Annotated in this window: 17 protein-coding genes; 5 read left to right on the top strand and 12 right to left on the bottom strand. The window is 46.0% G+C overall.

Annotation, left to right across the window (positions count from 1 at the left end; all coding sequences use genetic code 11):
* Positions 1-10: 10 nt before the first annotated feature.
* Both AOC19_RS05065 and AOC19_RS05070 read right to left on the bottom strand, forming a co-directional pair.
* Entirely contained in the window at positions 11-1,051 is a 1,041-nt protein-coding gene (locus tag AOC19_RS05065; RefSeq protein WP_215374333.1) for a serine hydrolase, read from the bottom strand.
* Between the two features lie 108 nt (positions 1,052-1,159).
* On the bottom strand, positions 1,160-2,047 hold the full coding sequence (locus tag AOC19_RS05070; protein WP_215374336.1) for a DMT family transporter: 888 nt from the start codon (positions 2,045-2,047) through the stop codon (positions 1,160-1,162).
* Between the two features lie 201 nt (positions 2,048-2,248).
* On the opposite strand from AOC19_RS05070, the gene AOC19_RS05075 reads away from it, so the two are divergent.
* Positions 2,249-2,815, top strand: a complete 567-nt coding sequence (locus AOC19_RS05075; RefSeq protein WP_215374339.1) for a phasin family protein — start codon at positions 2,249-2,251, stop codon at positions 2,813-2,815.
* 94 nt (positions 2,816-2,909) lie between these two features.
* On the opposite strand, the gene lpdA is transcribed toward AOC19_RS05075, so the two are convergent.
* The 3 genes from lpdA to aceE are packed head-to-tail and all read right to left on the bottom strand — an operon-like array spanning position 2,910 to position 8,729.
* Positions 2,910-4,700 (bottom strand): dihydrolipoyl dehydrogenase, encoded by a 1,791-nt coding sequence (gene lpdA / locus AOC19_RS05080; RefSeq protein ID WP_215374341.1) that lies wholly within the window; start codon positions 4,698-4,700, stop codon positions 2,910-2,912.
* A 9-nt stretch (positions 4,701-4,709) separates the two neighbouring features.
* Positions 4,710-6,017 (bottom strand): dihydrolipoyllysine-residue acetyltransferase, encoded by a 1,308-nt coding sequence (aceF, locus tag AOC19_RS05085; protein ID WP_215374344.1) that lies wholly within the window; start codon positions 6,015-6,017, stop codon positions 4,710-4,712.
* A 15-nt stretch (positions 6,018-6,032) separates the two neighbouring features.
* Positions 6,033-8,729, bottom strand: a complete 2,697-nt coding sequence (gene aceE / locus AOC19_RS05090; protein WP_215374347.1) for a pyruvate dehydrogenase (acetyl-transferring), homodimeric type — start codon at positions 8,727-8,729, stop codon at positions 6,033-6,035.
* Positions 8,730-8,931: 202 nt separating this feature from the next.
* Here aceE and AOC19_RS05095 point away from each other — a divergent pair, with 202 nt between their 5' ends.
* The 4 genes from AOC19_RS05095 (at position 8,932) to AOC19_RS05110 (ending at position 15,204) form a co-directional block, all read left to right on the top strand.
* Entirely contained in the window at positions 8,932-11,466 is a 2,535-nt protein-coding gene (locus AOC19_RS05095) for a PAS domain-containing sensor histidine kinase (RefSeq protein WP_215374350.1), read from the top strand.
* Positions 11,467-11,503: 37 nt separating this feature from the next.
* Positions 11,504-12,151 (top strand): response regulator transcription factor, encoded by a 648-nt coding sequence (locus AOC19_RS05100; protein WP_215374353.1) that lies wholly within the window; start codon positions 11,504-11,506, stop codon positions 12,149-12,151.
* A gap of 6 nt (positions 12,152-12,157) precedes the next feature.
* The gene (gene folD, locus AOC19_RS05105; RefSeq protein ID WP_215374356.1) at positions 12,158-13,012 is read left to right on the top strand and encodes a bifunctional methylenetetrahydrofolate dehydrogenase/methenyltetrahydrofolate cyclohydrolase FolD; all 855 of its coding nucleotides are present in this window, start codon (positions 12,158-12,160) and stop codon (positions 13,010-13,012) included.
* A gap of 62 nt (positions 13,013-13,074) precedes the next feature.
* Positions 13,075-15,204, top strand: coding sequence for a M3 family metallopeptidase (locus AOC19_RS05110; RefSeq protein WP_215374358.1), 2,130 nt, complete (start codon positions 13,075-13,077; stop codon positions 15,202-15,204).
* 8 nt (positions 15,205-15,212) lie between these two features.
* Here the strand turns inward: AOC19_RS05110 and xth are convergent, their stop codons facing one another.
* The 7 genes from xth to AOC19_RS05145 form a co-directional block, all read right to left on the bottom strand.
* Positions 15,213-16,058 (bottom strand): exodeoxyribonuclease III, encoded by an 846-nt coding sequence (gene xth / locus AOC19_RS05115; RefSeq protein WP_215374361.1) that lies wholly within the window; start codon positions 16,056-16,058, stop codon positions 15,213-15,215.
* Positions 16,051-17,502 carry a nitrogen regulation protein NR(I) gene (ntrC, locus tag AOC19_RS05120; RefSeq protein ID WP_215374364.1) on the bottom strand — a complete coding sequence of 484 codons (1,452 nt, stop codon included), beginning with the start codon at positions 17,500-17,502 and terminating at the stop codon, positions 16,051-16,053. The genes xth and ntrC overlap by 8 nt, the downstream gene beginning before the upstream one ends.
* Positions 17,499-18,635 carry a nitrogen regulation protein NR(II) gene (gene glnL / locus AOC19_RS05125; RefSeq protein WP_215374367.1) on the bottom strand — a complete coding sequence of 379 codons (1,137 nt, stop codon included), beginning with the start codon at positions 18,633-18,635 and terminating at the stop codon, positions 17,499-17,501. The genes ntrC and glnL overlap by 4 nt, the downstream gene beginning before the upstream one ends.
* Before the next feature lie 11 nt (positions 18,636-18,646).
* Positions 18,647-20,062 (bottom strand): type I glutamate--ammonia ligase, encoded by a 1,416-nt coding sequence (gene glnA / locus AOC19_RS05130; protein ID WP_215374370.1) that lies wholly within the window; start codon positions 20,060-20,062, stop codon positions 18,647-18,649.
* A 197-nt stretch (positions 20,063-20,259) separates the two neighbouring features.
* A complete protein-coding gene (locus AOC19_RS05135) occupies positions 20,260-21,123 on the bottom strand; it encodes a competence/damage-inducible protein A (RefSeq protein ID WP_215374373.1) in 864 nt (287 codons plus the stop codon).
* Entirely contained in the window at positions 21,116-21,976 is an 861-nt protein-coding gene (locus AOC19_RS05140; protein ID WP_251367984.1) for an EI24 domain-containing protein, read from the bottom strand. The genes AOC19_RS05135 and AOC19_RS05140 overlap by 8 nt, the downstream gene beginning before the upstream one ends.
* A 41-nt stretch (positions 21,977-22,017) precedes the next feature.
* The gene (locus AOC19_RS05145; RefSeq protein WP_215374378.1) at positions 22,018-22,995 is read right to left on the bottom strand and encodes a sterol desaturase family protein; all 978 of its coding nucleotides are present in this window, start codon (positions 22,993-22,995) and stop codon (positions 22,018-22,020) included.
* Positions 22,996-22,997 lie beyond the last annotated feature (2 nt).

Below are 22,997 nucleotides of genomic sequence, written 5' to 3' on the forward strand. Positions count from 1 at the left end.
AACAGAATTCTTACATTAAGCGACGGATTGCAGTAGGTTCACCTGAAGGCATACGCTCATACCAATCGCGCACCCTGACCGCATCAGCAAAACGCGATTGCGTACCAACCGAGTCCAAGAAAACCAAAAGCAAAGGCGTGTTATTAACACGGGCTTGCATCACCAGGCATTTGCCTGCCGCATTGATAAAGCCGGTCTTTTGTAAACCAATATTCATATCACCAGCACGAACTAAGCGATTGGTATTGAGAAACTTCTGCGGACGCTTGGCGATAACCATTGTCAACTCAGGCCAAGTAGAGAACTCACGAATCACCTTATATTGGTAAGCAGCACTTAACATGCGCGTGAGATCTTCAGCAGAGGCAACGTTTTCGCTCAGCAAGCCAGTGGGATCTGCAAAATGAGAATGTGTCATACCAATTTCTTTCGCCTTGCGATTCATGGCATCGATAAAAGCCTTCATACCACCCGGATAATTACGTCCAAGGGTATAGGCTGCACGATTCTCGGAAGACATCAAAGACAGTAATAAGGCTTCTTCTCGCGTCAGAACCGTTCCACCAGCAAGACGTGAAGTCCGATAGCTTTGAACATCGTCAGCATTAATGACGATGGTTTCCTCGAGAGGTAATTTGGAGTCCAGCACAACCATTGCAGTCATTAGCTTCGTAATGGAAGCGATCGGCAAACTGACAGAGGAATTCTTTTCAAAATACACTTCTTTGGTATCTTGGTTCACCACCATCGCCACACTCGATTTCAAACTCAAATCATCGTGCTGACCACGCAAGCCCAATGCGGTTGCGAATGAGGGCCTTGCCGCAACAACAGGCTCACTCGAACGAGTTACCGTAGTGCGAACAGTTTTTGACTTCTTAGTATTCTTAGCAGCTTTCTTAGGCTCTGATTTAGCGGAAGTCTTTGCTGAGCCCTTAGTTGACTTAGTAGTTTGGGAGTCTTTATTGGCTGCGATAGCCTGAAAAGAAGTGGCTACGCCAAATGCGATGAGTCCAGCTAGAGCGAAGCGCCAAATACGATTCAAATACATCCCAAAATGCCTTCCAAAACTTTTAACATACCGAATAATAAATAACTTTTGCCTCTAAACCGCTCTTATTGCATGTCACATCAAAAAATAACTCTATTTATCGCAGTCCTATTCAGCAATGGTGGCAACAGTACTTGTTTGCCCACGATTTACCAGCACAACCCCAGTCATAGTAAGCAACAAGCCCCCTGCCATCAATAAAGTAAAGGGCTCATCAAATAAGAACCATGCCATCACTGCAGTAGTAGGTGGCGTCAGATATAAGAGGCTCGTCACCTTGGTAGCAGCCCCTTTGCGAATCATCATAAAGAGCAAGCTAATAGATCCAATCGATAACGGGAAAATAGCCCAAAGTAAAGCTCCAACGACAGGGACATTCCAAACCATTTCTCCAGACTCGAAGAAATACATGCAGATAAAGCACAAAACGGCTGAGACCCCAAACTGAATTGATGAGCCTGCACGAAGGTCAAATACTGGACAGAATTTCTTTTGGTAAAGCGTGCCAAAGGTAATAGAAAGCAAGGCAGCAAAAGCAAGGATGTAACTTAATAAAGGAATATGCGCAAAACCAATTTTCTCTGCAACCACCAAAGCCACACCAGTAAATCCAAAAGCTAACCCTATCCATTGGCGCCCAGTGACTTTCTCAGATACCCAAGCAGCAAACCAAGCGGTCAAGATGGGCTGTAAGCCGACAATAATGGCGACTAAACCAGCAGTCATACCTAAGCGGACCGCAAACCAAACGCCAAGCAGATAACCAAATTGAAGCAATACGCCCGCTACAGCAATGTGCTTGATTTGCGACCAGCTTGGCCAACTGATTTTCCATACCAAACTCAGACAGGCCATGGCCATTAAAACACCTGCAAATCGCCAAAACAAAAAGCCAGCTGGCTCCACATAAGGCATTGCCAAGCGTGCAATGACAAAGCCAGTACTCCAGATCAATACAAATAATGGGGCAATTAAGCTGTCAAGCTTCAATCTCATAGATAACTTGTTGAAAATGTGGAGTTTTTTGAATAATTCTTGATTTTAGGCTTTTTTAGAACCCCGACCTTCATTTCGCAGCATTATTTATTCAATGATGCAGTGCACCATAAATACTGTAAGATAGTCAGAATATAAATTGACAATGTCCAAATAAAGCTCATAGTGAGTCATGATGGCATCCACTTAAAAAGGATTGAAATGAACTTAACGCCTGAACAAATCGCAGCGGCGCAAAAAGCCAATTTAGAAACTTTAAGTGGACTGACCAATCAAGCACTTAAAAGCATTGAGCAATTGGTCGAACTCAATATGCATATAGCTAAGCAAAGCTTAGGTGAAAGCATGAGCAGTGCAAAAAAAGCATTAGAAATAAAAGACATTCAACAGCTCCTCGCCCATCAAGCTGAGGCAGTTCAGCCCATGGCTGAAAAAATTATGGCCTATAGCCGTCATCTTTATGAGTTGGCTCATGAGACCCAAGCCAGCTTTACCAAATCTGCCGAACAAGAATTACAAGCAGGTCAGAAAAAAATTAATGCCCTGGTAGAAGACTGGACCAAAAATGCTCCTGCAGGATCTGAAGCGGCAGTTACTGCTATGAAACAAGCAATCGCATCCGCGACCAATGTATTTGAAACCAGTCAAAAGGCTGTGAAGCATGCAGTTGAGGTAGCTCAAACTAATTTGAATAACGCTACTAGCTCAGTTGAGAAGACCATGAAAACTGCTGGCAAGCCTGCAAGTAAACCTACTAAGAAGAAATAAGTTTTTAGTTCAGCTACATTGCTGCAGCTTGAATAGAAAAGCCCCGATCTCTCGGGGCTTTTTCTTAGCCAGAAAATGAGGGTTACTAATTCATTTAATGGGTTTTCTTTTTTACCGGCGGCAGATCAGTGCAATGGCCCAAAGCAGCCTCAGCAGCCAATCCAACCGACTCACCTAGAGTTGGGTGCGGGTGAATTGTTTTACCAATATCCACCGCATCAGCACCCATCTCAATTGCAAGACAAACCTCGCCAATCAAGTCACCAGCATGTGTACCCACAATACCGCCACCGATGATGCGCTTGCTGGTAGCGTCAAAAATGAGTTTGGTAAAGCCTTCGTCACGGCCATTGGCAATGGCTCTACCGCTGGCAGCCCAAGGGAATAAGCCTTTTTCGTAAGCGATGCCCTGAGCTTTGCACTGCTCCTCTGTCAAACCAGCCCAAGCTACTTCAGGATCGGTATACGCAACAGATGGAATTTGTTTGGCGTCAAAGTAAGATTTTTCACCTGCAGCCGCTTCAGCTGCAACGTGACCCTCATGCACCGCCTTATGAGCAAGCATAGGTTGGCCAACGATATCGCCAATAGCGAAGATGTGATTAACATTAGTACGCATTTGATTGTCGACTGGTATAAAGCCCCGCTCGTCCACAATAACTCCTGCAGCAGAGGCATCAATCTTCTTACCGTTAGGTGTGCGGCCAACTGCAACCAATACTAAATCGTAAGTCTGAGCTTCTGCGGGAGCGCCCTCACCTTCAAAGCTAACCTGAATACCGTCAGCTTTGACTTCGGCTTTAGAGGCACGAGTCTTGAGCATGATCTTTTCAAAACGGCCGGCATTGAATTTCTCCCAAACCTTTTCTAAATCACGATCAGCACCTGCCATCAGGCCATCCATCATTTCGGCAATATCAATACGAGAGCCTAGCGTGCTGTAGACCGTCGCCATCTCCAAACCAATAATTCCGCCACCAATGACTAACATCCGCTTTGGAATGCTCTTGAGTAATAAGGCCCCTGTACTATCCACAATGCGTGGATCTTCCGGCAAGAACGGCAGCTTAACCGGTTGACTTCCCGCCGCAATGATTGCCTTCTGAAAACGAATCACTTCCTTTTGACCGGCTAAGTCTTGGCCGTCACCTTTTGTAAGCTCAACCTCAACATGATTGGCATCCAAGAAGCGACCTAGACCACGCACTACAGTTACTTTGCGTGCTTTAGCCATCCCAGCTAATCCACCCGTTAACTTGGCGATAACAGAGTCTTTATAGCCGCGCAGTTGATCGATTTCAATTTTTGGGGCTCCATAACTAATGCCATGCTTAGACATAGTCTTGACTTCATCCATCACTGCCGTTGTATGCAGCAAGGCTTTGGATGGAATACAACCTACGTTCAAGCAAACACCACCTAAGGTCGCATAACGCTCTATCAAGATAGTGCTCATGCCTAAATCCGCACTTCGGAATGCGGCACTATATCCACCAGGGCCAGCACCTAAGACGAGCACCTCACACTCATGATCCACTTTGCCGCTATATTGACCTGCAATAGGAGCACTGATCACAGGAGTGGCTGCTGGAGCAGGTGCAGGAGATAAACTTGCGACAGGTGTCGAAGCCTGGGGTACTGCAGCTGCCCCTACTTCAATTTCTGCAACAGCACTACCCTTGCTAACTTTGTCGCCAGCTTTTACAGAGATACTCAAAATGGTTCCAGCAGAATCTGCCGGCACTTCCATAGTTGCTTTGTCGGATTCCAGAACCAGTAAGGGCTGTTCCTTTTCAATAACATCGCCAACCTTGATGAGCACTTCAATTACCGGTACATCTGAATAATCACCAATATCCGGTACGAGAATAATTTGCTTAGCCATATCTTTTCCTTAAAGCGCTGCGCGACGGAAGTCGGACATCAGCTGAGCGATATAGACATTAAAACGCGTTGCCAAAGCACCATCAATCACGCGATGGTCGGCACTCAGTGACAATGGGCAAATTAAACGCGGAACAAATTGCTTGCCATCCCAAACGGGTTTCATGGCAGCCTTACTTACACCTAAGATAGCCACTTCAGGTGCATTCACGATAGGAGAGAAATACGTACCACCAATGCCACCTAAAGAAGAGATCGTAAAGCTAGCACCCTGCATTTGTTCTGGCTTTAACTTACCATCACGTGCAAGCGCTGCTAACTCTGAGGTTTCACGAGCAAGCTCGAAGATACCTTTTTTATCAGCATCACGTATCACCGGCACCACCAAACCATTTGGCGTATCTGCGGCGAAAGCAATATTGAAGTACTTCTTCAATACCAAGTCATCACCGTCGATGGAGCTATTGAACTCAGGGTACTTCTTCAGTGCTGCAACGGCAGCTTTCATCAAGAACGCTAGCATTGTGATTTTGAGACCCTGCTTCTCATTCTCTTTATTCGTGAGAATTCTAAATGCCTCAAGATCGGTAATATCCGCATCTTCGTGATAAGTCACGGCAGGAATCATGACCCAGTTGCGGCCTAAGTTCGCAGCAGTCAACTTCTTAATACGATTTAATGGCTGACGCTCTGTCTCGCCAAATTTGGAAAAATCAACTTTAGGCCAAGGGATTAAATTCAGACCACCTAAGCTTCCGCCAGACGCATTGGATACGTTTCCAGGGCCGCCACTCATCGCAGCTTTTACAAAGGCCTGAACGTCTTCCTGTGTAATTCTGCCTTTAGGTCCCGATCCTTTAACTTGATGAACGGTAACACCAAGTTCACGGGCAAATTTACGCACGGAAGGACTTGCGTGACTTGCGGTGGGATCAACCTCAACTGGAGTATTGCTAACAGGGGGTGGTGCAGGTGCGCGCACAATCGGTGGCTCCACTTTTGGTGCTGGGGCTGCAACAGGCTCTGCCTTCGCTGCTACTGGAGCAGCAGCTTGAGTTGCTGCTGGAGCTGAAGCGCCACTTTCTTCAAGCACCAGAACGATGGCGCCCTCTGAAATCGAGTCCCCCACCTTAATCTTGACTTCTTTCACAACGCCGGAATGTGATGAGGGGACATCCATAGTTGCTTTATCTGATTCAAGCACAACAATAGACTGCTCTTTTTCAACACGATCACCGGCTTTTACCAATACCTCGATGACAGGCACATCTTTGTAATCCCCAATATCCGGGACTTTAATATCAATTAGTTGGCTCATAGTCTCTGTCTCTTATCAAACCGTCATTGGGTTTGGTTTGGTGATATCGATTTCATATTTCTTAATCGCTTCTGCTAGCTTTTGGCGATCAAGCTGACCTGCATCCACCAAAGAACGCAATGCGGTTAGGACAATCCAGCGACGATCGACTTCAAAGAAATCACGTAATTTTTCGCGAGTATCTGAACGGCCAAAGCCATCAGTACCTAGAACCTCGAAACGACGACCCATATGCTGAATTGCAGGGCGAATTTGCTCTGCAAATAGTCGTACATAGTCAGTAGCAGCAACAATTGGTCCAGCAGTATCTTTAAGGCACTTCTCTACGTGCGATAAAGCAGGTGCAGCCGTTGGATTAAGTAGATTATTGCGATGAACTGCGTTCCAATCTCGACCTAACTCGGTAAAGCTTGGGCAACCCCACAGATCAGAAGAAACTCCCCAATCTTTATGGAGGATTTCAGCAGCTTCAATCACTTCTCGGAAAATCGTGCCTGAACCTAAGAGCTGTACACGCAGTTTCGCATTGGTATCACCAACCGACTTCAGCTTGTACATTCCTTTAATAATGTCTTGCTCTGCACCTTTTGGCATTGCTGGATGAGCGTAGTTCTCATTCATCAAAGTGATGTAGTAATAGACGTCTTCTTGTTCAGCTAACATGCGGCGCATACCATCCTGAATCACTACTGCCACTTCAAATGAGAATGAAGGATCGTAGCTAATACAGTTTGGAATTGCGGCACTCCATACTTGACTATGGCCATCTTCGTGCTGAAGACCTTCACCATTTAAAGTAGTTCTACCAGCAGTACCGCCTAATAAGAATCCACGGCTACGCATATCGCCGGCAGCCCAGCAGAGGTCGCCAATGCGTTGGAATCCAAACATGGAATAGAAGATGTAGAAAGGCAACATCGGTACACCATGAGTTGAGTAAGCAGTTGCAGCGGCGATCCAGTCGCACATACCACCTGCCTCATTAATACCTTCTTGCAAAATCTGACCAGTCTTATCCTCTTTATAGAACATCAATTGATCATGATCTTCTGGGGTGTAAAGCTGACCTAATTGATTCCAAATTCCGAGCTGACGGAACATGCCCTCCATACCAAAGGTACGAGACTCGTCCGGAACAATCGGAACTACACGTTTACCAATCACCTTGTCACGCACAATGGTGTTGAGAATACGTACAAAGGCCATCGTTGTAGAAATCTCACGTCCTTCGGTAGTAGCCTCAAGCAGCGGAGAAAATACATCCAATGCTGGCACCGGCAGGCTTTCAGCTTTCATGCGACGCTGCGGCAAGTAGCCACCCAATTCTTGGCGACGCGCTTTCATATACTCAAGTTCTGGACTGCCTTCAGCAAATTTCACTAAAGGCATTTCTTCTAATTGCTCATCTTTTACAGGGATCTCAAAACGATCACGGAAGCGACGAACGTCATCTGAATTCATCTTCTTGGCTTGGTGTGCAATATTCATCGCCTCACCTGAGCTACCCATACCGTAACCTTTAATGGTGTGAGCTAAGATCACTGTAGGTTGATCTTTATGATTTACAGCAGAATGAAAAGCTGCAAATACCTTATGCGGATCGTGACCACCACGATTCAGTTGCCAAATCTCATCATCGCTCCAGTCACTCACTAGCGACTTGAGCTCAGGAGTGTTGAATACGATCTCGCGGACATAAGCGCCACTCTTCGCTTTCATGGTTTGATACTCGCCATCCACGATTTCGCCAAGGCGCTGCATCAAGATGCCTTTTTTATCGCGCGCAAACAAAGCATCCCAATGACCGCCCCAAACTACCTTGATGACATTCCAACCCGCTCCACGGAATTCACCTTCAAGCTCTTGAATAATCTTGCCGTTTCCGCGAACAGGACCATCAAGGCGTTGCAAGTTGCAGTTCACAACAAAAATAAGATTGTCTAATTTTTCACGACCCGCCATACCGATTGCACCGAGTGATTCTGGCTCATCAGTTTCACCATCACCGAGGAAGGCCCAAACTTTGCGCCCTTCAGCCTTGATAAAGCCACGATCTTGCATATAGCGCATAAAGCGAGCTTGATAAATAGCCATGATGGGTCCAAGACCCATAGAGACTGTCGGGAACTGCCAGAAATCCGGCATCAACCAGGGATGTGGATAACTAGAAATACCCTTACCGCCAACTTCTTGACGGAAGTTATTCAACTGCTCGTCTGACAAGCGGCCAAGCATATAGGCGCGAGCATAAACACCTGGGGCTGAGTGTCCTTGAACAAAAATGAGGTCGCCACCGTGATCTGGAGATGGGGCATGCCAAAAATGATTAAAGCCGACATCATATAAAGTAGCGGCCGACTGGAAAGATGAAATATGTCCACCAACGTTCGTATCTTTATTGGCACGCAGAACCATCGCCATTGCGTTCCAACGTGTGTAGGAACGAATGCGGTGCTCAACATTCTGATCTCCAGGTAAGCGTGCTTGCTGCTCTACCGGAATCGTATTGATATAAGGAGTTTCTGCATGGAACGGTTGATTGACACCGTTTACACGAGCATGTGAAATTTGCTGGTCAATTAAATAAGCCGCGCGCTCTGGGCCTTCATTGCGAATTACGCCATCTAGCGCTTGAAGCCATTCCTGGGTTTCGCCTGGATCCGCATCTTGCTTACCTGCGCTACCTAAAATTTGATCTGGAACTGCTGCCATAAACTGCCTCCATTAGTCACATCGGTCTTATTTATTCACTCTATAGGCAATATTCTAGGAAGGTCTATGGGTGTAAACAAGCAATTTTCCACATAATGATAATATTTCTCACTATGTGATATTTTATTGCAGCGCACTCAAATGAGCCAAAAAGCCAAAAACGCTGAGAAAGCCTATCTATAGGGCAAAATATGCGGATTACATGAAAAAAATCGCATTTTCAATCTGGCAACTCAAGCCTGTGAAATGGCTCCGTCAAATACGGGGATTTAAGCTTGTCTACACACCATTAATAGCCATCGTGCTATTCACTGTTGTGATGGGGGTCATTATGGGCACCCTCCAACTACAAGAAAAGAGTCAGCAAGAAGCTGCACTATTTAGAGAGCTCTCTTTCGCAAAGCAGCGTATCCAATTACGTTTTGCAAACAATACGGATATATTGCAATCCATTGGGCGGGATTATGTCAGTGCCGGAGATTCTGCCAAGCTAAAAGAAAACGTGATTATTCAGGCAGAAAATCTTCTGCAAACTAATCATGAAATAGCGCAAATTGTTTGGCTTAATGAAGCAGACCAGCGTCTATGGAGAATTCCTCCAAGCAATATAAAAACCGAATGGTTTAATAAAGAAAATAATGCATTATTGATTAAACAAGCTCTGAACAAAACACTCGAGCTCAGCACCGCAACCAACAGACCCGCCTTCAGTCAGTTCATCACCATTGAAGTACCCAGCGACGAGGTGGTGTCCAAAGAAATTCGTAATGTGTTTTGGCAAGTGGTTCCTCAAATTTCAGGTAGCGAAATTAAAGGGGTGGTAGCCGTTCTGTATAAAACACAGGGTCTACTGGAAATGATCCCTGGAGAGCTAAAGGGCCAATATCGATTCACCTTAATGACTGATGACGATAAGGTACTCGCAATCTCATCTGACAAAAACACACCAAAGCGTGCATTTAGCAATCAAACCAGTTTAGATATTGGCGTTCTTAGTCCCAATCTCAGTCTGCGTATTGATACCTACCCTCCGGCAACGAATTTAACTTTTCGAATGCTAATCGGCGTGGTCTTAGGTTTGAGTGCATTCGTGATTTGGAGTTTGTGGTCAGTCCTCAAACAAATGCAGGTAAGACAAGAGGCTGAGGCAAATCTTCGTGCTGAAACCAATTTTCGTAGCGCAATGGAAAACTCTACTCCAGTAGGAATTCGTGCGCACGACATGAATCGAGCAATCACCTACGTCAATCCCGCTTTTTGTGAGATGACCGGCTGGTCAGCAGAAGAACTGATTGGAATGGGTCCGCCGTTTGCTTTTTGGCCTGAGGGGCAAAAGAGTGAGCTTACTGAGAAGATGAATGCAGCCCTCAAGCTAGCGCTGAACCAAGATAAGAAGATTGGTATTGAGGGTTCGATCCTCCATCGCAACGGCTCCATTATTCAGACGAGAACATTCATTTCTCCGTTGATTAATGAAAAAGGTAAGCAGACAGGATGGGTCACTTCTTTAATTGATATTTCTGAGCCGAAGAAAATTCGTGAAGAATTGGCGGCCTCACAAGAACGTTTCGTTACAGTACTCGAAGGTCTTGATGCTGCAGTTTCGGTAGTATCAAATGAAACTGGCGAATTGTTGTTTGCGAATCGATTTTATCGAGAACGTTTTGGCAATTCTGCTAAAGGCCATTTTGATCTGGCCAATAGTGATATCAATCAGAATGCGATGCAAGCCCTGAATGAGGATTTTGTAGACACCGTTACTGACGGCATCCCTCCCTCCTCCTTATATCAAGACAATGAATCGGAAGAAATTCAACTGCTAGACGAAGATACTGGCACTTTAAGATGGTATGAAGTTCGTAGGCGTTTTGTTCCATGGGTAGATGGACATTTAGCGCAACTGCTTATTGCAACGGATATCACGATTCGTATTGAGGCGGATGATTTAGCCCGCCAACAGGAAGAGCGCATGCAATTTACTAGTCGTCTCACCACCATGGGTGAAATGGCCTCCTCTTTGGCTCATGAATTAAACCAACCCCTTGCAGCGATTTCCAACTATTGCATGGGTGTAGCAAAACGTTTACAGGGTCATATAGACCCCCTTATGCAAAAAGATATTCTTCCAGCGCTCGAGAAGGCGTCTGATCAAGCACATAGAGCTGGAACCATCATTCAGCGCATCAAAGGTTTCGTAAAGCGCAGCGAACCACAAAGAAAATCTTGCGATATCAGTGAAATTATTAATGATGCGGTTGGATTGGTCGAAATTGAAGCCAATCGTCATAGATTGAATATCGCTACTGAGATTGCTGACAATCTGCCCATGATTGATGTTGATCCAGTCTTAATTTTGCAGGTACTGGTCAACCTACTAAAAAACTCCTTGGATAGCCTGAGAGAGGTTTACCCTCTCTCCTCTCGATGGTCAGCTCCACCTGTCCGGATTTCGGCCGACCTCGACACCAGTACTTTTCCCGCTATGCTGCGCATCCAGGTAACCGATGCAGGTGCTGGAATCGCCCAATCTGTCATTGAACGCATGTTTGAGCCCTTTTTTAGCACTAAAAACGATGGTATGGGCATGGGCTTGAACATTTGCCGATCCGTGATCGAGTCCCACCAGGGCCGCCTTTTTGCCAAAAATCTGATGGACGCAGAACAGACAAAGTTAGCAGGCTGCACCTTTACAATACTATTACCCCTAGAGACTCCGGGCTCTATAACCAATAGTTAATTTATGCATTTTTTAAGATTGATCTGCGAGAGCTAATATGAACATCAGTGCTAGCAACAAACCCAGCCAAGCTGAAGTAGTTTATGTTGTAGATGACGACGAGGCAGTGCGTGACTCCCTCACCTGGCTGCTAGAAAGCAATGGTTATGTTGTGCGCTGCCATGCAAGTGCTGAACGTTTCCTGCAATCTCTACAGAGCACGGATAAATCGACTATCTCTTGTGCCATCTTGGATGTTCGTATGTCAGGCATGTCAGGCCTTGAATTGCAAGAACGCTTAATTAGTGAAAACCTGCCAATGCCAGTTGCCTTTATTACCGGTCATGGTGATGTTTCAATGGCAGTCTCCACCATGAAGCGTGGTGCAGTAGATTTCATTGAAAAGCCTTTTAAAGAAAATGATCTCTGTGGTCTAGTAGATCGTATGCTTGCCAAAGCACGCGTTGATTATTCGCAAGCAAGTCAGCGCAAAATTACCCAAAGCCTCTTAAGCAAATTGACTGGGCGTGAGCGCCAGGTACTCGAGCGCATTGTTGCTGGTCGCTTGAATAAGCAGATCGCAGATGATCTTGGCATCTCCATCAAAACGGTTGAAGCACACCGCGCCAACATCATGGAAAAGCTCAACGTCAATACCGTTGCAGATCTTCTCCGTTTGGCACTTTCTGATCCTCAACCCAATTAATTCCCCATGCCTGCACAGTTACTCGATGGCGTTGCCCTCTCTAAAAAATTACGTACTGAAATTGCTGCTCGCGGTGCAATCGTTACCGCTAAAGGCGTAAGGCCCGGTCTAGCTGTCATCGTAGTTGGAGAAAATCCGGCTAGCCAGGTGTATGTCAGAAATAAGGTGAAGGCTTGTGAGGACGTAGGATTCCACTCTGTACTGGAGCGCTACTCTGCAGAATTAGGCGAAGAAGAATTACTGGCTCGCATTGCTACTTTGAATGCTGATCCCGCTATTCATGGAATTTTGGTTCAACTCCCGCTGCCTGAGCATATTGCAGCGGAACGTGTACTGGAAGCCATTGCGCCAGAAAAAGATGTGGATGGCTTTCACGTAGCCAATGCGGGTGCCCTCATGGTCGGCCAGCCTGCATTCAAGCCTTGCACGCCGTATGGCTGCATGAAGATTCTTGAAAGTATTGAATACCCTATCCGTGGTGCACGAGCAGTGATCGTAGGTGCTTCCAATATTGTTGGCAAGCCGATGGCGATGCTCTTATTGCAAGCTGGTGCAACTGTCACCATTTGTAACAGCAAGACACGCGACCTGGCCCACCACACTAAGGATGCCGATATTTTGGTAGTTGCTACTGGTAAACCTAAAATGATTACTGGCGACATGGTCAAAAATGGAGCTGTTGTGATTGACGTTGGCATTAATCGCTTGCCCGATGGCAAGCTTTGTGGCGATGTGGATTTTGATGCCGCTCAATATGTTGCCGGCTGGATTACGCCTGTACCAGGTGGCGTAGGCCCTATGACGATCACTATGCTGCTCATGAATACCTTAGAGGCAGCAGAAAAAGCAGCTAAGCTATAAAACTAGCCAATCAGATTACCCTCTGATTGGCAAAAGTTTCCGTCGTCCATTAAGCTATGGGGATGACTAAATCTACATCCCCTAAGCCCTCCACCGCACTTCAACAGAACCCGCTGATTAGCTTTGGAAGAGGTATTTGCGCTTACTCTGAGGTTAAGCCATCTGATATCGCCCCAGCAATAGACTTTCTGTTGGATCGAGCTCAATACGCTGTTGATCATGCAGTCGATCCAGCCACTCCAGCCAATTGGAATGATTTAGTAGAGATGCTAGAGGATGCTACCGAGTCTTTGAGTAGATCCTGGGGGGTTGTGTCACATCTGAATAGCGTTGCAGATACCCCAGAACTTAGGGCAGCATATGGCGAGATGATACCGAAGGTTACTGCATTCTTTTCTAGTCTTGGTCAAAACTTGGCGCTGTATCAAAAGTTCAAGGAGCTCAGCCAAAGTGCCGACTTCTCTCAACTCAACCCTGCTCAGAAAAAAGTAATTGAAAACTCTTTAAGAGATTTCCGCTTGGGTGGTGCAGAACTACCAGATGCGCAAAAGCCCCGCTTCTCACAGATTCAGGATGAACAGGCGCTATTAGGTAAAGCATTTTCAGATCATGTACTAGATGCAACAGATAACTTTGTGCACCTCATTAGCAATACAGAGGAGTTGCTTGGCTTACCTGACGATGCGGTCGCTGCAGCTGCTGATCTTGCCCAACAAAAAGGACTGCAAGGATGGGCATTCTCACTGCACTTTCCATCCTACTATCCAGTCATGCAGTACTCCGAGAATCGGTCCTTGCGTCGCTTAATGTATGAAGCTTATGTGACCCGTGCTTCTGAATTAGCCCCGCAATATAGCAATGGAAAACTGGACTGGGACAATACTCAGAACATGCTTGAGCAACTCAAACTACGAGATGAAGAAGCGCGCATGCTGAACTTCAAAAATTATGCCGCCCTGAGTTTGGCACCAAAAATGGCTAGTAGCGTTGAGGAAGTAGATGCCTTTTTAACTAACTTTGCACAGAAGGCGAAGCCATTTGCATTGAAAGACTGGCAAGAACTCTCTGAATTTGCAAAATCTGAACTTTCTATTGATGGATTGGAACCATGGGATATTGCCTTTGCTTCGGAGAGGCTGAAGCAAGAGCGCTATGCATTTTCTGAAAATGAATTGAAGCAATACTTCCCTCTACCCAAGGTTTTAGAAGGATTATTTGGAGTTATTCAAACTTTGTTTGGCGTCAAGATTGAGAGTGCTGATTTGCCAACATGGCATGCAGATGTTCAATCCTTTTCAGTCAAAAATGCTGAGAACCAGATCGTTGCTTATTTTTACTTAGACCCCTACGCCAGACCTGGCAAGCGTGGCGGCGCGTGGATGGATGATGCGCGAGGTCGTCGCGAGCTACCAAATGGAGAAATTCAAGTACCGGTAGCGTATTTAGTGTGTAACTTTGCCCCTCCTGTCAGAGTGAATGGCGTATTACGCCAACCAACCATCACTCATGATGATGTCATCACCCTATTCCATGAAAGTGGTCATGGCTTGCATCACTTATTAACGCAAGTGAGCGCCTTAGGCGTCTCCGGAATTAATGGTGTTGAGTGGGATGCAGTCGAGCTACCAAGTCAGTTTATGGAAAACTTCTGCTGGGAATGGGAAGTCTTGGAAAAGATGACCGCCCATGCTGAAACTGGCAAGTCCCTCCCTAAAGAATTGTTTAACAAAATGCTCGCAGCCAAGAATTTCCAAAATGGCTATATGACTCTGCGTCAGGTTGTGATGTCATTAACGGATTGGCGCCTGCACTCAGGTCTTGATCCTCAGAACGCGCACGGACAAGCAGTACTCGATCTCTCCAGGAGCATTGCAGATCAGTTCAATGTCATGCCTCAGCCAGCCATCTCGCGTTGGATTAATACCTTTAGTCACATCTTTGCCGGTGGTTATGCTGCTGGTTATTACAGCTATAAATGGGCTGAGGTACTCTCTGCGGATGTCTACTCAGCATTTGAGGAGGCCGCCAAGTTGACTGGGAGCGTCCTAGATGAAAAAACAGGTACTCGTTATCGAAAAGAGATTTTGGAGGTAGGCGGCAGTCGCCCTGCTGCCGAGTCCTTCAAAGCATTTAGAGGTCGCGAGCCAAGCATTGACGCCCTACTTCGCCATGGTGGTTTAGTGGCCCAATAAAAGGGTGACTAAGCTTTAATTTCTGCGATCACTGGGGCATGATCTGAGGGTTGCTCCCAAGTGCGAGGCTCTTTGTCGATGATGCTTTCTGTGCATTGATCCTTAAGGGCCTCGCTCAATAGAATGTGATCGATCCGCATACCGGCGTTTCTTCTGAAACCCATCATGCGGTAATCCCACCAGCTAAAGGATTTTGGCGCCTGCTCAAACATTCTAAAAGAATCAGTGAGACCCAGATTGAGCAGCTTCTGAAAAGCTTCGCGCTCTGGCGGCGATACTAGATTCTGTCCAATCCACTTAGAAGGATCATGCACGTCATCATCCGTAGGCGCGATATTGAAATCACCCAAGAGAGCTAGGCGGGTATTTTGACTTAACTCTTCCTTTAGCCAATCCTCTAACGCCTTCAACCAAGCTAACTTATAAGCAAACTTATCGCTATCAGGAGACTGTCCATTAGGAAAGTATGCCGATACTAGGCGCATAGGCTGCATTCCTTTAAAACAGACAGTTGCCGCTAAGATACGCTGTTGCTCATCTGTATTGCCGGGAATATTTCTGATGGGCTTTAGAAAGGTCGTGTCATGATCACTTGCGATGGGCGCCAACGCAGCTTTGCGAACAATGATGGCCACACCGTTATAAGTCTTTTGACCGGCAGCAATGCTGATATATCCCGCCTCTTCAAGCTCATGGTGTGGATACTTATCATCAGTCAGTTTAAGTTCCTGAAGACACAATGCATCGATCGGCTTTTTTGCCTTTTCCTGATCCTGCAACCACTTCAATACTTGAGGCAAACGCACCTTAAGGGAATTGACATTCCAGGCGGAAATTCTGACTGACTCAGCCATCAATACCAAGCTCCTGTAATTTACGCGTGATCGTATTACGACCTATTCCAAGACGCTGAGCTGCTTCAACGCGTCGTCCACGAGTGACCTCCAGTGCTGCTTGGAGGACGGCTTTCTCAAATTTAGAGCACAGTACGTCGTAGACCTCTGCATCACCATCTTGTAACATTTTGACCGCTAGGCGACCTAAGCCACCCTCCCAATCCGCTGAGCCAAGCTTGCTAGCTACTTGAGACGAAGGGCTCGATTCACCCTGCAATAAAACCGGTTGCTCACCAGCCTCTGCCAAAATATCTGCAGGTAAATCGCTAGATCCAATGACGTTGGATGGGGTCATTACTGTTAACCAATGGCAGAGATTTTCCAGTTGGCGCACATTGCCCGGAAACGGCATCACGCTAATTTCCTTTAGAACATCATCGGAAAGTTTTTTTGCTTCAACCCCCAAGGACTTGGCGCAGGACAACATGAAGTAGCGTGCCAGAACTGGAATATCTTCAGCACGCTCACGCAATGCTGGCATTCTCAAACGAATTACGTTTAAGCGATGCAGTAAATCTTCACGGAAAGCACCAGCCGCAACTCGTGCCTCTAGATTTTGATGTGTTGATGCAATGATTCGTACATTAGCCTTGATCGGATCTTGTCCGCCAACTCGGTAAAAATGGCCATCTGTTAATGCGCGCAATAATCTTGTCTGAAGATCAAATGGAATATCTCCAATTTCATCTAGGAATAAGGTGCCGCCATCAGCCTGCTCAAAGCGGCCACGACGCAATGTCAATGCACCCGGGAAAGCGCCGCGCTCATGCCCAAATAATTCAGACTCCAATAAATCCTTCGGTACTGCAGCTGTACTAAAAGCCACAAACGGACCCTTGGCACGTGGGCTATGCTTATGTAAAGCCTGGGCAACCAACTCTTTACCCGTCCCCGATTCACCGGTGATTAAGACTGTTGAGTGAGACTGTGCCAAGCGACCAATCGCCCTAAACACTTCCTGCATTGCAGGAGCTTGGCCGATGATTTCAGTCGAGTCTTGTCTCCAGCCATTCATTTCTTTGTTGCCAGATTGATTACGCTCACTTTGTTCCATGGCACGGCGAATTAACTCTACGGCCTTATCAATATCAAATGGCTTTGTGAGGTATTCAAATGCGCCACCTTGAAAAGAGGAGACTGCAGAATCTAAGTCTGAATACGCGGTCATGATAATGACCGGAAGCATCGGGTGAGTTTCTTTAACATTTTGCAACAGATCCAAGCCATTACCACGCGGCATACGGATATCTGAAATCAATACTTGCGGCGCTTCCTTATCCAATGCATTGAGCACGTCATTGGGGTTAGAGAAGCTCTTATGAGGAATATTCTCGCGAGTCAGCGCTTTTTCTAGTACCCAGCGAATAGATTGATCATCGTCCACGATCCATACGGGTTTCATAATGCTTTCTCCTGCCTACGATAAGGAATTTGAATATGGAAATCAGTCCGTCCAGGACGGCTGTCACAGGCAATAAAGCCTTGATGCTGTTGCACAAAAGTCTGCGCCAAGGTGAGGCCAAGGCCACTACCACCATCTCTGCCAGAAACCAATGGAAAGAAAATGCGCTCGCGGATATCTTCCGGAATACCAGGCCCGTTATCAATCACATGCAAATCCATTGCCATCTTGTAGCGCTGTTTTGAAATGGTTACAGAGCGAGCCACCCTCGTCTTTAATTCAATCTGAGCAATTCCTTGCTGTATTTCTTCTGATAGGGCCTGCGCTGCATTGTGGGCAATATTGAGGACAGCCTGAATCAATTGCTCGCGATCACCAAGCACCTCAGGAAGGCTGGTATCGTAATTGCGAATAATGCGTAAACCCTTGGGAAACTCTGCCAAGACTAGACTACGAACCCGCTCTAAGGCTTCATGGACATTAAACAATTCCATTGCGTGAGCCTTGCGGTGCGGCGCTAACAATCTATCAACTAAATTTTGTAAGCGATCTGATTCTTTAATGATGACTTGGGTGTATTCACGCAAGCCCTTATCTGGGAGCTCAAATTCGAGTAGTTGTGCTGCACCCCGAATACCACCTAAGGGATTTTTAATTTCGTGCGCCAAGTTGCGCATTAATTGTTTGTTTGCCTCTACTTGCTGAGTGACACGTTCGTCGCGCTCACTACGTAATTGTTGGTCAATTGGAAACCACTCCATCATGATCAGCGTGGGATCTTCAAGACTAGCTACGACCACATGCGCAGGAATCGACTCTTGATGAATGCTACCAGGCAAGGAATGCAACACCATCTCTTGGCGTTGCGCAGAAAAATGACCTGCCTTCACTTCTTCAATCATACGTTTGATTGAGGCGTTATCCCCAAACAGGTTATGCACAGACTGACCCTCAAGAGATTTTCGTGAGAGATCGAGCGCAGACTCTGCAGCCGGGTTCACGTAAACCAATTGTTGGTTCTCAGCCTCAAATACCACAATGGCATTAGGCATCTGATCAAGCAATGTCGGAAAAAAAGGAGCAGCCGAAGCTGCCCCTTTGAACGAATTGCGCAACAGACCTGCGCTCAACATTTCTCCTTCGCTTACAGGGAGTAGTACATATCGAATTCGATTGGATGAGTCGTCATACGGAAACGTGTGACATCTTCCATCTTCAAAGCGATATATGCGTCGATCATAGAGTCAGTAAAGACACCGCCACGAGTCAAGAACTCACGGTCTTTGTTCAAAGCTTCTAATGCTTCTTCCAAGCTTGCGCAAACGGTTGGGATCTTTGCATCTTCTTCTGGTGGCAAGTCATACAAGTTCTTGTCAGCAGCTTCACCTGGATGAATCTTGTTCTGAACACCATCTAAACCGGCCATCATCAATGCTGAGAAGCAGAGGTATGGGTTAGCCAATGGATCAGGGAAGCGAGTCTCAATACGACGACCTTTAGGGCTAGAAACGTGTGGAATACGAATCGAAGCAGAACGGTTACGTGCAGAGTAAGCCAACTTCACTGGAGCCTCAAAGCCTGGAACCAAACGCTTGTATGAGTTGGTACCTGGGTTAGTAATCGCATTCAATGCTTTAGCGTGCTTGATGATGCCGCCGATGTAGAACAATGCAAACTCTGACAAGCCTGCATAGCCGTTACCAGCAAACAAGTTCTCGCCGTTCTTCCAAATAGATTGGTGAACGTGCATACCAGAACCGTTGTCACCAACGATAGGCTTAGGCATAAATGTTGCTGTCTTGCCATAAGCATGTGCTACGTTTTGAATGACATACTTTTGCCAGATAGTCCAGTCAGCGCGCTCTACCAATGTGCTGAACTTAGTACCCAATTCGTTTTGGCCTTGACCAGCAACTTCGTGGTGATGAACTTCGACAGGAATACCTAAAGATTCGAGGATCAAACACATTTCAGAACGCATGTCCTGGAATGTATCTACAGGAGCCACTGGGAAGTAGCCGCCTTTTTTACCTGGACGGTGACCAGTGTTACCACCTTCGATTTCGGCACCTGAAGACCATGGAGCCTCTTCAGAATCAACCTTAACGAAACAACCCTGCATGTCAGCACCCCAACGGACGCCATCAAAAATAAAGAACTCTGGCTCTGGACCAAAGTAAGCTGTGTCGCCTAAGCCAGTGCTTTTCAAATAAGACTCAGCACGCTTCGCAATAGAACGTGGGTCACGGTCGTAACCTTTACCATCTGAAGGCTCGATCACGTCACATGTGATCACCAATGTTGGCTCTTCATAGAATGGGTCAATGTAGCAAGCTGTTGGATCTGGCATCAACAACATATCGGATGCTTCAATACCTTTCCAACCAGCAATAGATGAGCCGTCAAACGCATGACCGCTCTCAAACTTGTCTTCGTCAAAATGGGAAATAGGTACTGTTGTGTGTTGCTCTTTACCCTTTGTATCTACAAAGCGGAAATCAACGAAAGTACATTCTTTCTCTTTAACCAACTTCATCACATCAGCGACGGTCTTCGTCATGCAAATCTCCTCTATTAACTAAATTCGGAATACAAACTTAAGGTGTACACCCTTGTTCATTCCAGGCATCAAATATGCCCTTGGGATGTATCTAATTTACTGAAGCAAACAAACGGGAACAATCATTATTGCACTAATTAAGTGCTGAAATGGGGCTAAAAACCCTAAAAAATAGTATATTTGCACCAAAATAGTGCTTACTTAGATTTTGTAATATCGTGAATTTCATAACCTAGGGCCTCAGTCCCGGTTCGCAAAGCTATCCAGGCACTTTCCAGTAGTTGGGCATTACCTTTAATGCCCAGCTCAATATGACGCTCGGAGTAAACACCGCCTCTGGAGGAGTCACCAACTGATGGGAGACTAAATACCTTTACCCCAGGGAAACTGGCCTCAATTCGCTCCATTAATGGCGTTAAGGTGGATTCAATCCCCTTGGGAACAATAAAACTCTGCTCAGCCCAATTGTCACGATGAAATAGGTTTTGATAATAGTGATCCAGGCACCAGGCCATCATCGGAGCTGCCATTACCGGAAAGCCCGGAACAAAGTAGTGCTCTCGAATAGAAAAACCCGGAATCTGGTTATAGGGATTAGGGATGATGTCACTACCTAGCGGGAACTCACCCATTTTGAAGCGATGTTGATTTTCAGGGGTACTCAAATCGGCTTTAGCAGGATCCCCTTCTGCCATAGTCTGAATGCGTCCAGCAATTAACTCTTGAGCAGTCGGATGTAGCGCAGTTTTAGTGCCAAGAGCTAAAGCAGCGCAGTGCCTTGTGTGATCGTCAGGGGTTGCGCCAATACCACCAGTACTAAAAACCACATCGCCACTAGCAAAGCTATCTTTTAGTGTGGCTGTAATTTGCTCCGGATCATCTGCAACATATTTGGCCCAAGACAGACTCAAGCCACGCTCATTGAGTAGCTCAATGAGTTTGCCCAGATGCTTATCTTGACGACGGCCCGATAAGATTTCATCACCAATCACGATTAAACCAAAACGACGAGACTTTAATTCAGACTCATCAATGCTGGCACCTTTTAATGCTTCAACCATGGTACGGGAGCTCCATATCAATTACACGCGCTTCAATATTCAGCGACTTGTCCAATTCATTACTACGCAATTCTTTTAATGCATCCAGCAGGTAATGGGTAAACCACAGAGCTGCAAATACAAAAATTAAAGAGTAGACCCAAAGAGCAACAAAACTCACGATAGGAAATAAGACCAGAGCCAAAGCAGATGTTGCCCAAAAGAATGTGGGTACAGCACCGAGCATTCCTGAAACAATCCCCATCGCTAGCAGTGGCCAACGATGCTGGTGCAAGAGCGTATCGCGCTCCTCCGTAGTGGCATGTTGCGCCAACACATCGTAAGACATCAATCGCATTGTTAACCAACCCCAGAGAAGTGGTGGTAATACTGCTACCAATGGTGGTATCCACCATACTGGTAATGTCAACATCACCAAGACTAAGCAGATCAGAGCAGACCACAAGGTATAAACCAAACTACCAAATAAGCCCCCACCCTTCTTTCTTTCAAGATCTTTGTAGGCATGCTGACGCGTCACCAGTCGAACGATGGTTGGTACAGTGGTAAAAGCAATAAACACCAGCAGGCTAATCGAGATGAGCGGGATTAAAAGCATCACAAAAAAGAGTGGCGCAATCCAAGCGCGAGCATTTTCAAAACCAGCCCAAATTAAACCATCCTGAATCCAACTCGTGAAGATAGATGTTGTCAAAAAGGTGCTGAGCATTTCTAGGGCGGGCGTCCAAGTTAGCCAAATTAGGCTGCCCCATAAAATTGAGACAATCAAAAAAGGACGCAGACTTAACCACAGCATTCTGGGATGCATTGTTCCAACCAAAGCCAAGCCGAAAGACTTGAATACTTGTTGCATGCTATCCATAGATTTCCAATACCGCTAAATGAACTACTGGTTTATTTTGCTCTGGGAAAAATTTCACGAACGGAGTGGATCAAACCATGCCACTGCTGCTGTATTACATTGGGCGAAATAGTTAAATCTCTCACGCCAGTAGGATGCACTTCCTTCGGGAAAATGGCAGTGTTGAACATCATGTCCCACCATGGAAACAAAACACCAAAATTACAGCCGCCCAAAACACCAGGCTTACCTTTGGCCTCATGGCCATATCCTACTGCATGGTGCATGCGGTGATACATCGGGGAGACTAAGAAATACTTGAATGCTCCTAGATGAATTTTGAGATTAGCATGCTGCCAACTCTGAATAAATTGACTAAGAACTACTAGCAAAATAAATTGGCTTGGTGAGACACCAAACAATAGTGCAAAGAAAGAAAACATTACCGCATGCATGATGTCATCCAAAATATGGTTTCGATCATCTGACCAGGCAGTCATGACAGTTTGACTATGGTGCAAAGCATGCAATTGCCACCACCAATTAAATACATGTGAGGCGCGGTGATACAAGTACTCCACAAAATCTAGCAATACAAAGTAAATACAAAAACTGACCAATGGAATTGAAGTCAGCGGCGGCCACCAGGATTCGACATTTAACCTGCTGAAGCGGAAATCATGGAGAACGGAGTCAATTTGAAAGAAGAATCCTGACAGGGCTAAAAATATCAAGCCATGAAAGATGCCGAGGCGATGAAACAAGGTGTAAAAAATATCTGCCTTGGAACTCTGAGCGAAACGCTCCTGGGTCTCTGCTGGTGAAAATTTTTCCCAAGTACGCAGGATGACTGCAATTAGCAAGATTTGAATGCACCCAAATAAAAACCAATCAATTCCGTCAAATACATCCTCAGCCATCGACATAAGATCAAATTGATACAAAATTGGTCCAGCCACATGTGCAAACAAGAATTCTTGAGTGCTTGCGTAGGCTGAGGCAATTGTGTCTATGAAGGGATTGGAATCCATAC

The sequence above is a fragment of the Polynucleobacter asymbioticus genome (genome assembly GCF_018687575.1).
Taxonomy (GTDB): domain Bacteria; phylum Pseudomonadota; class Gammaproteobacteria; order Burkholderiales; family Burkholderiaceae; genus Polynucleobacter; species Polynucleobacter asymbioticus_C.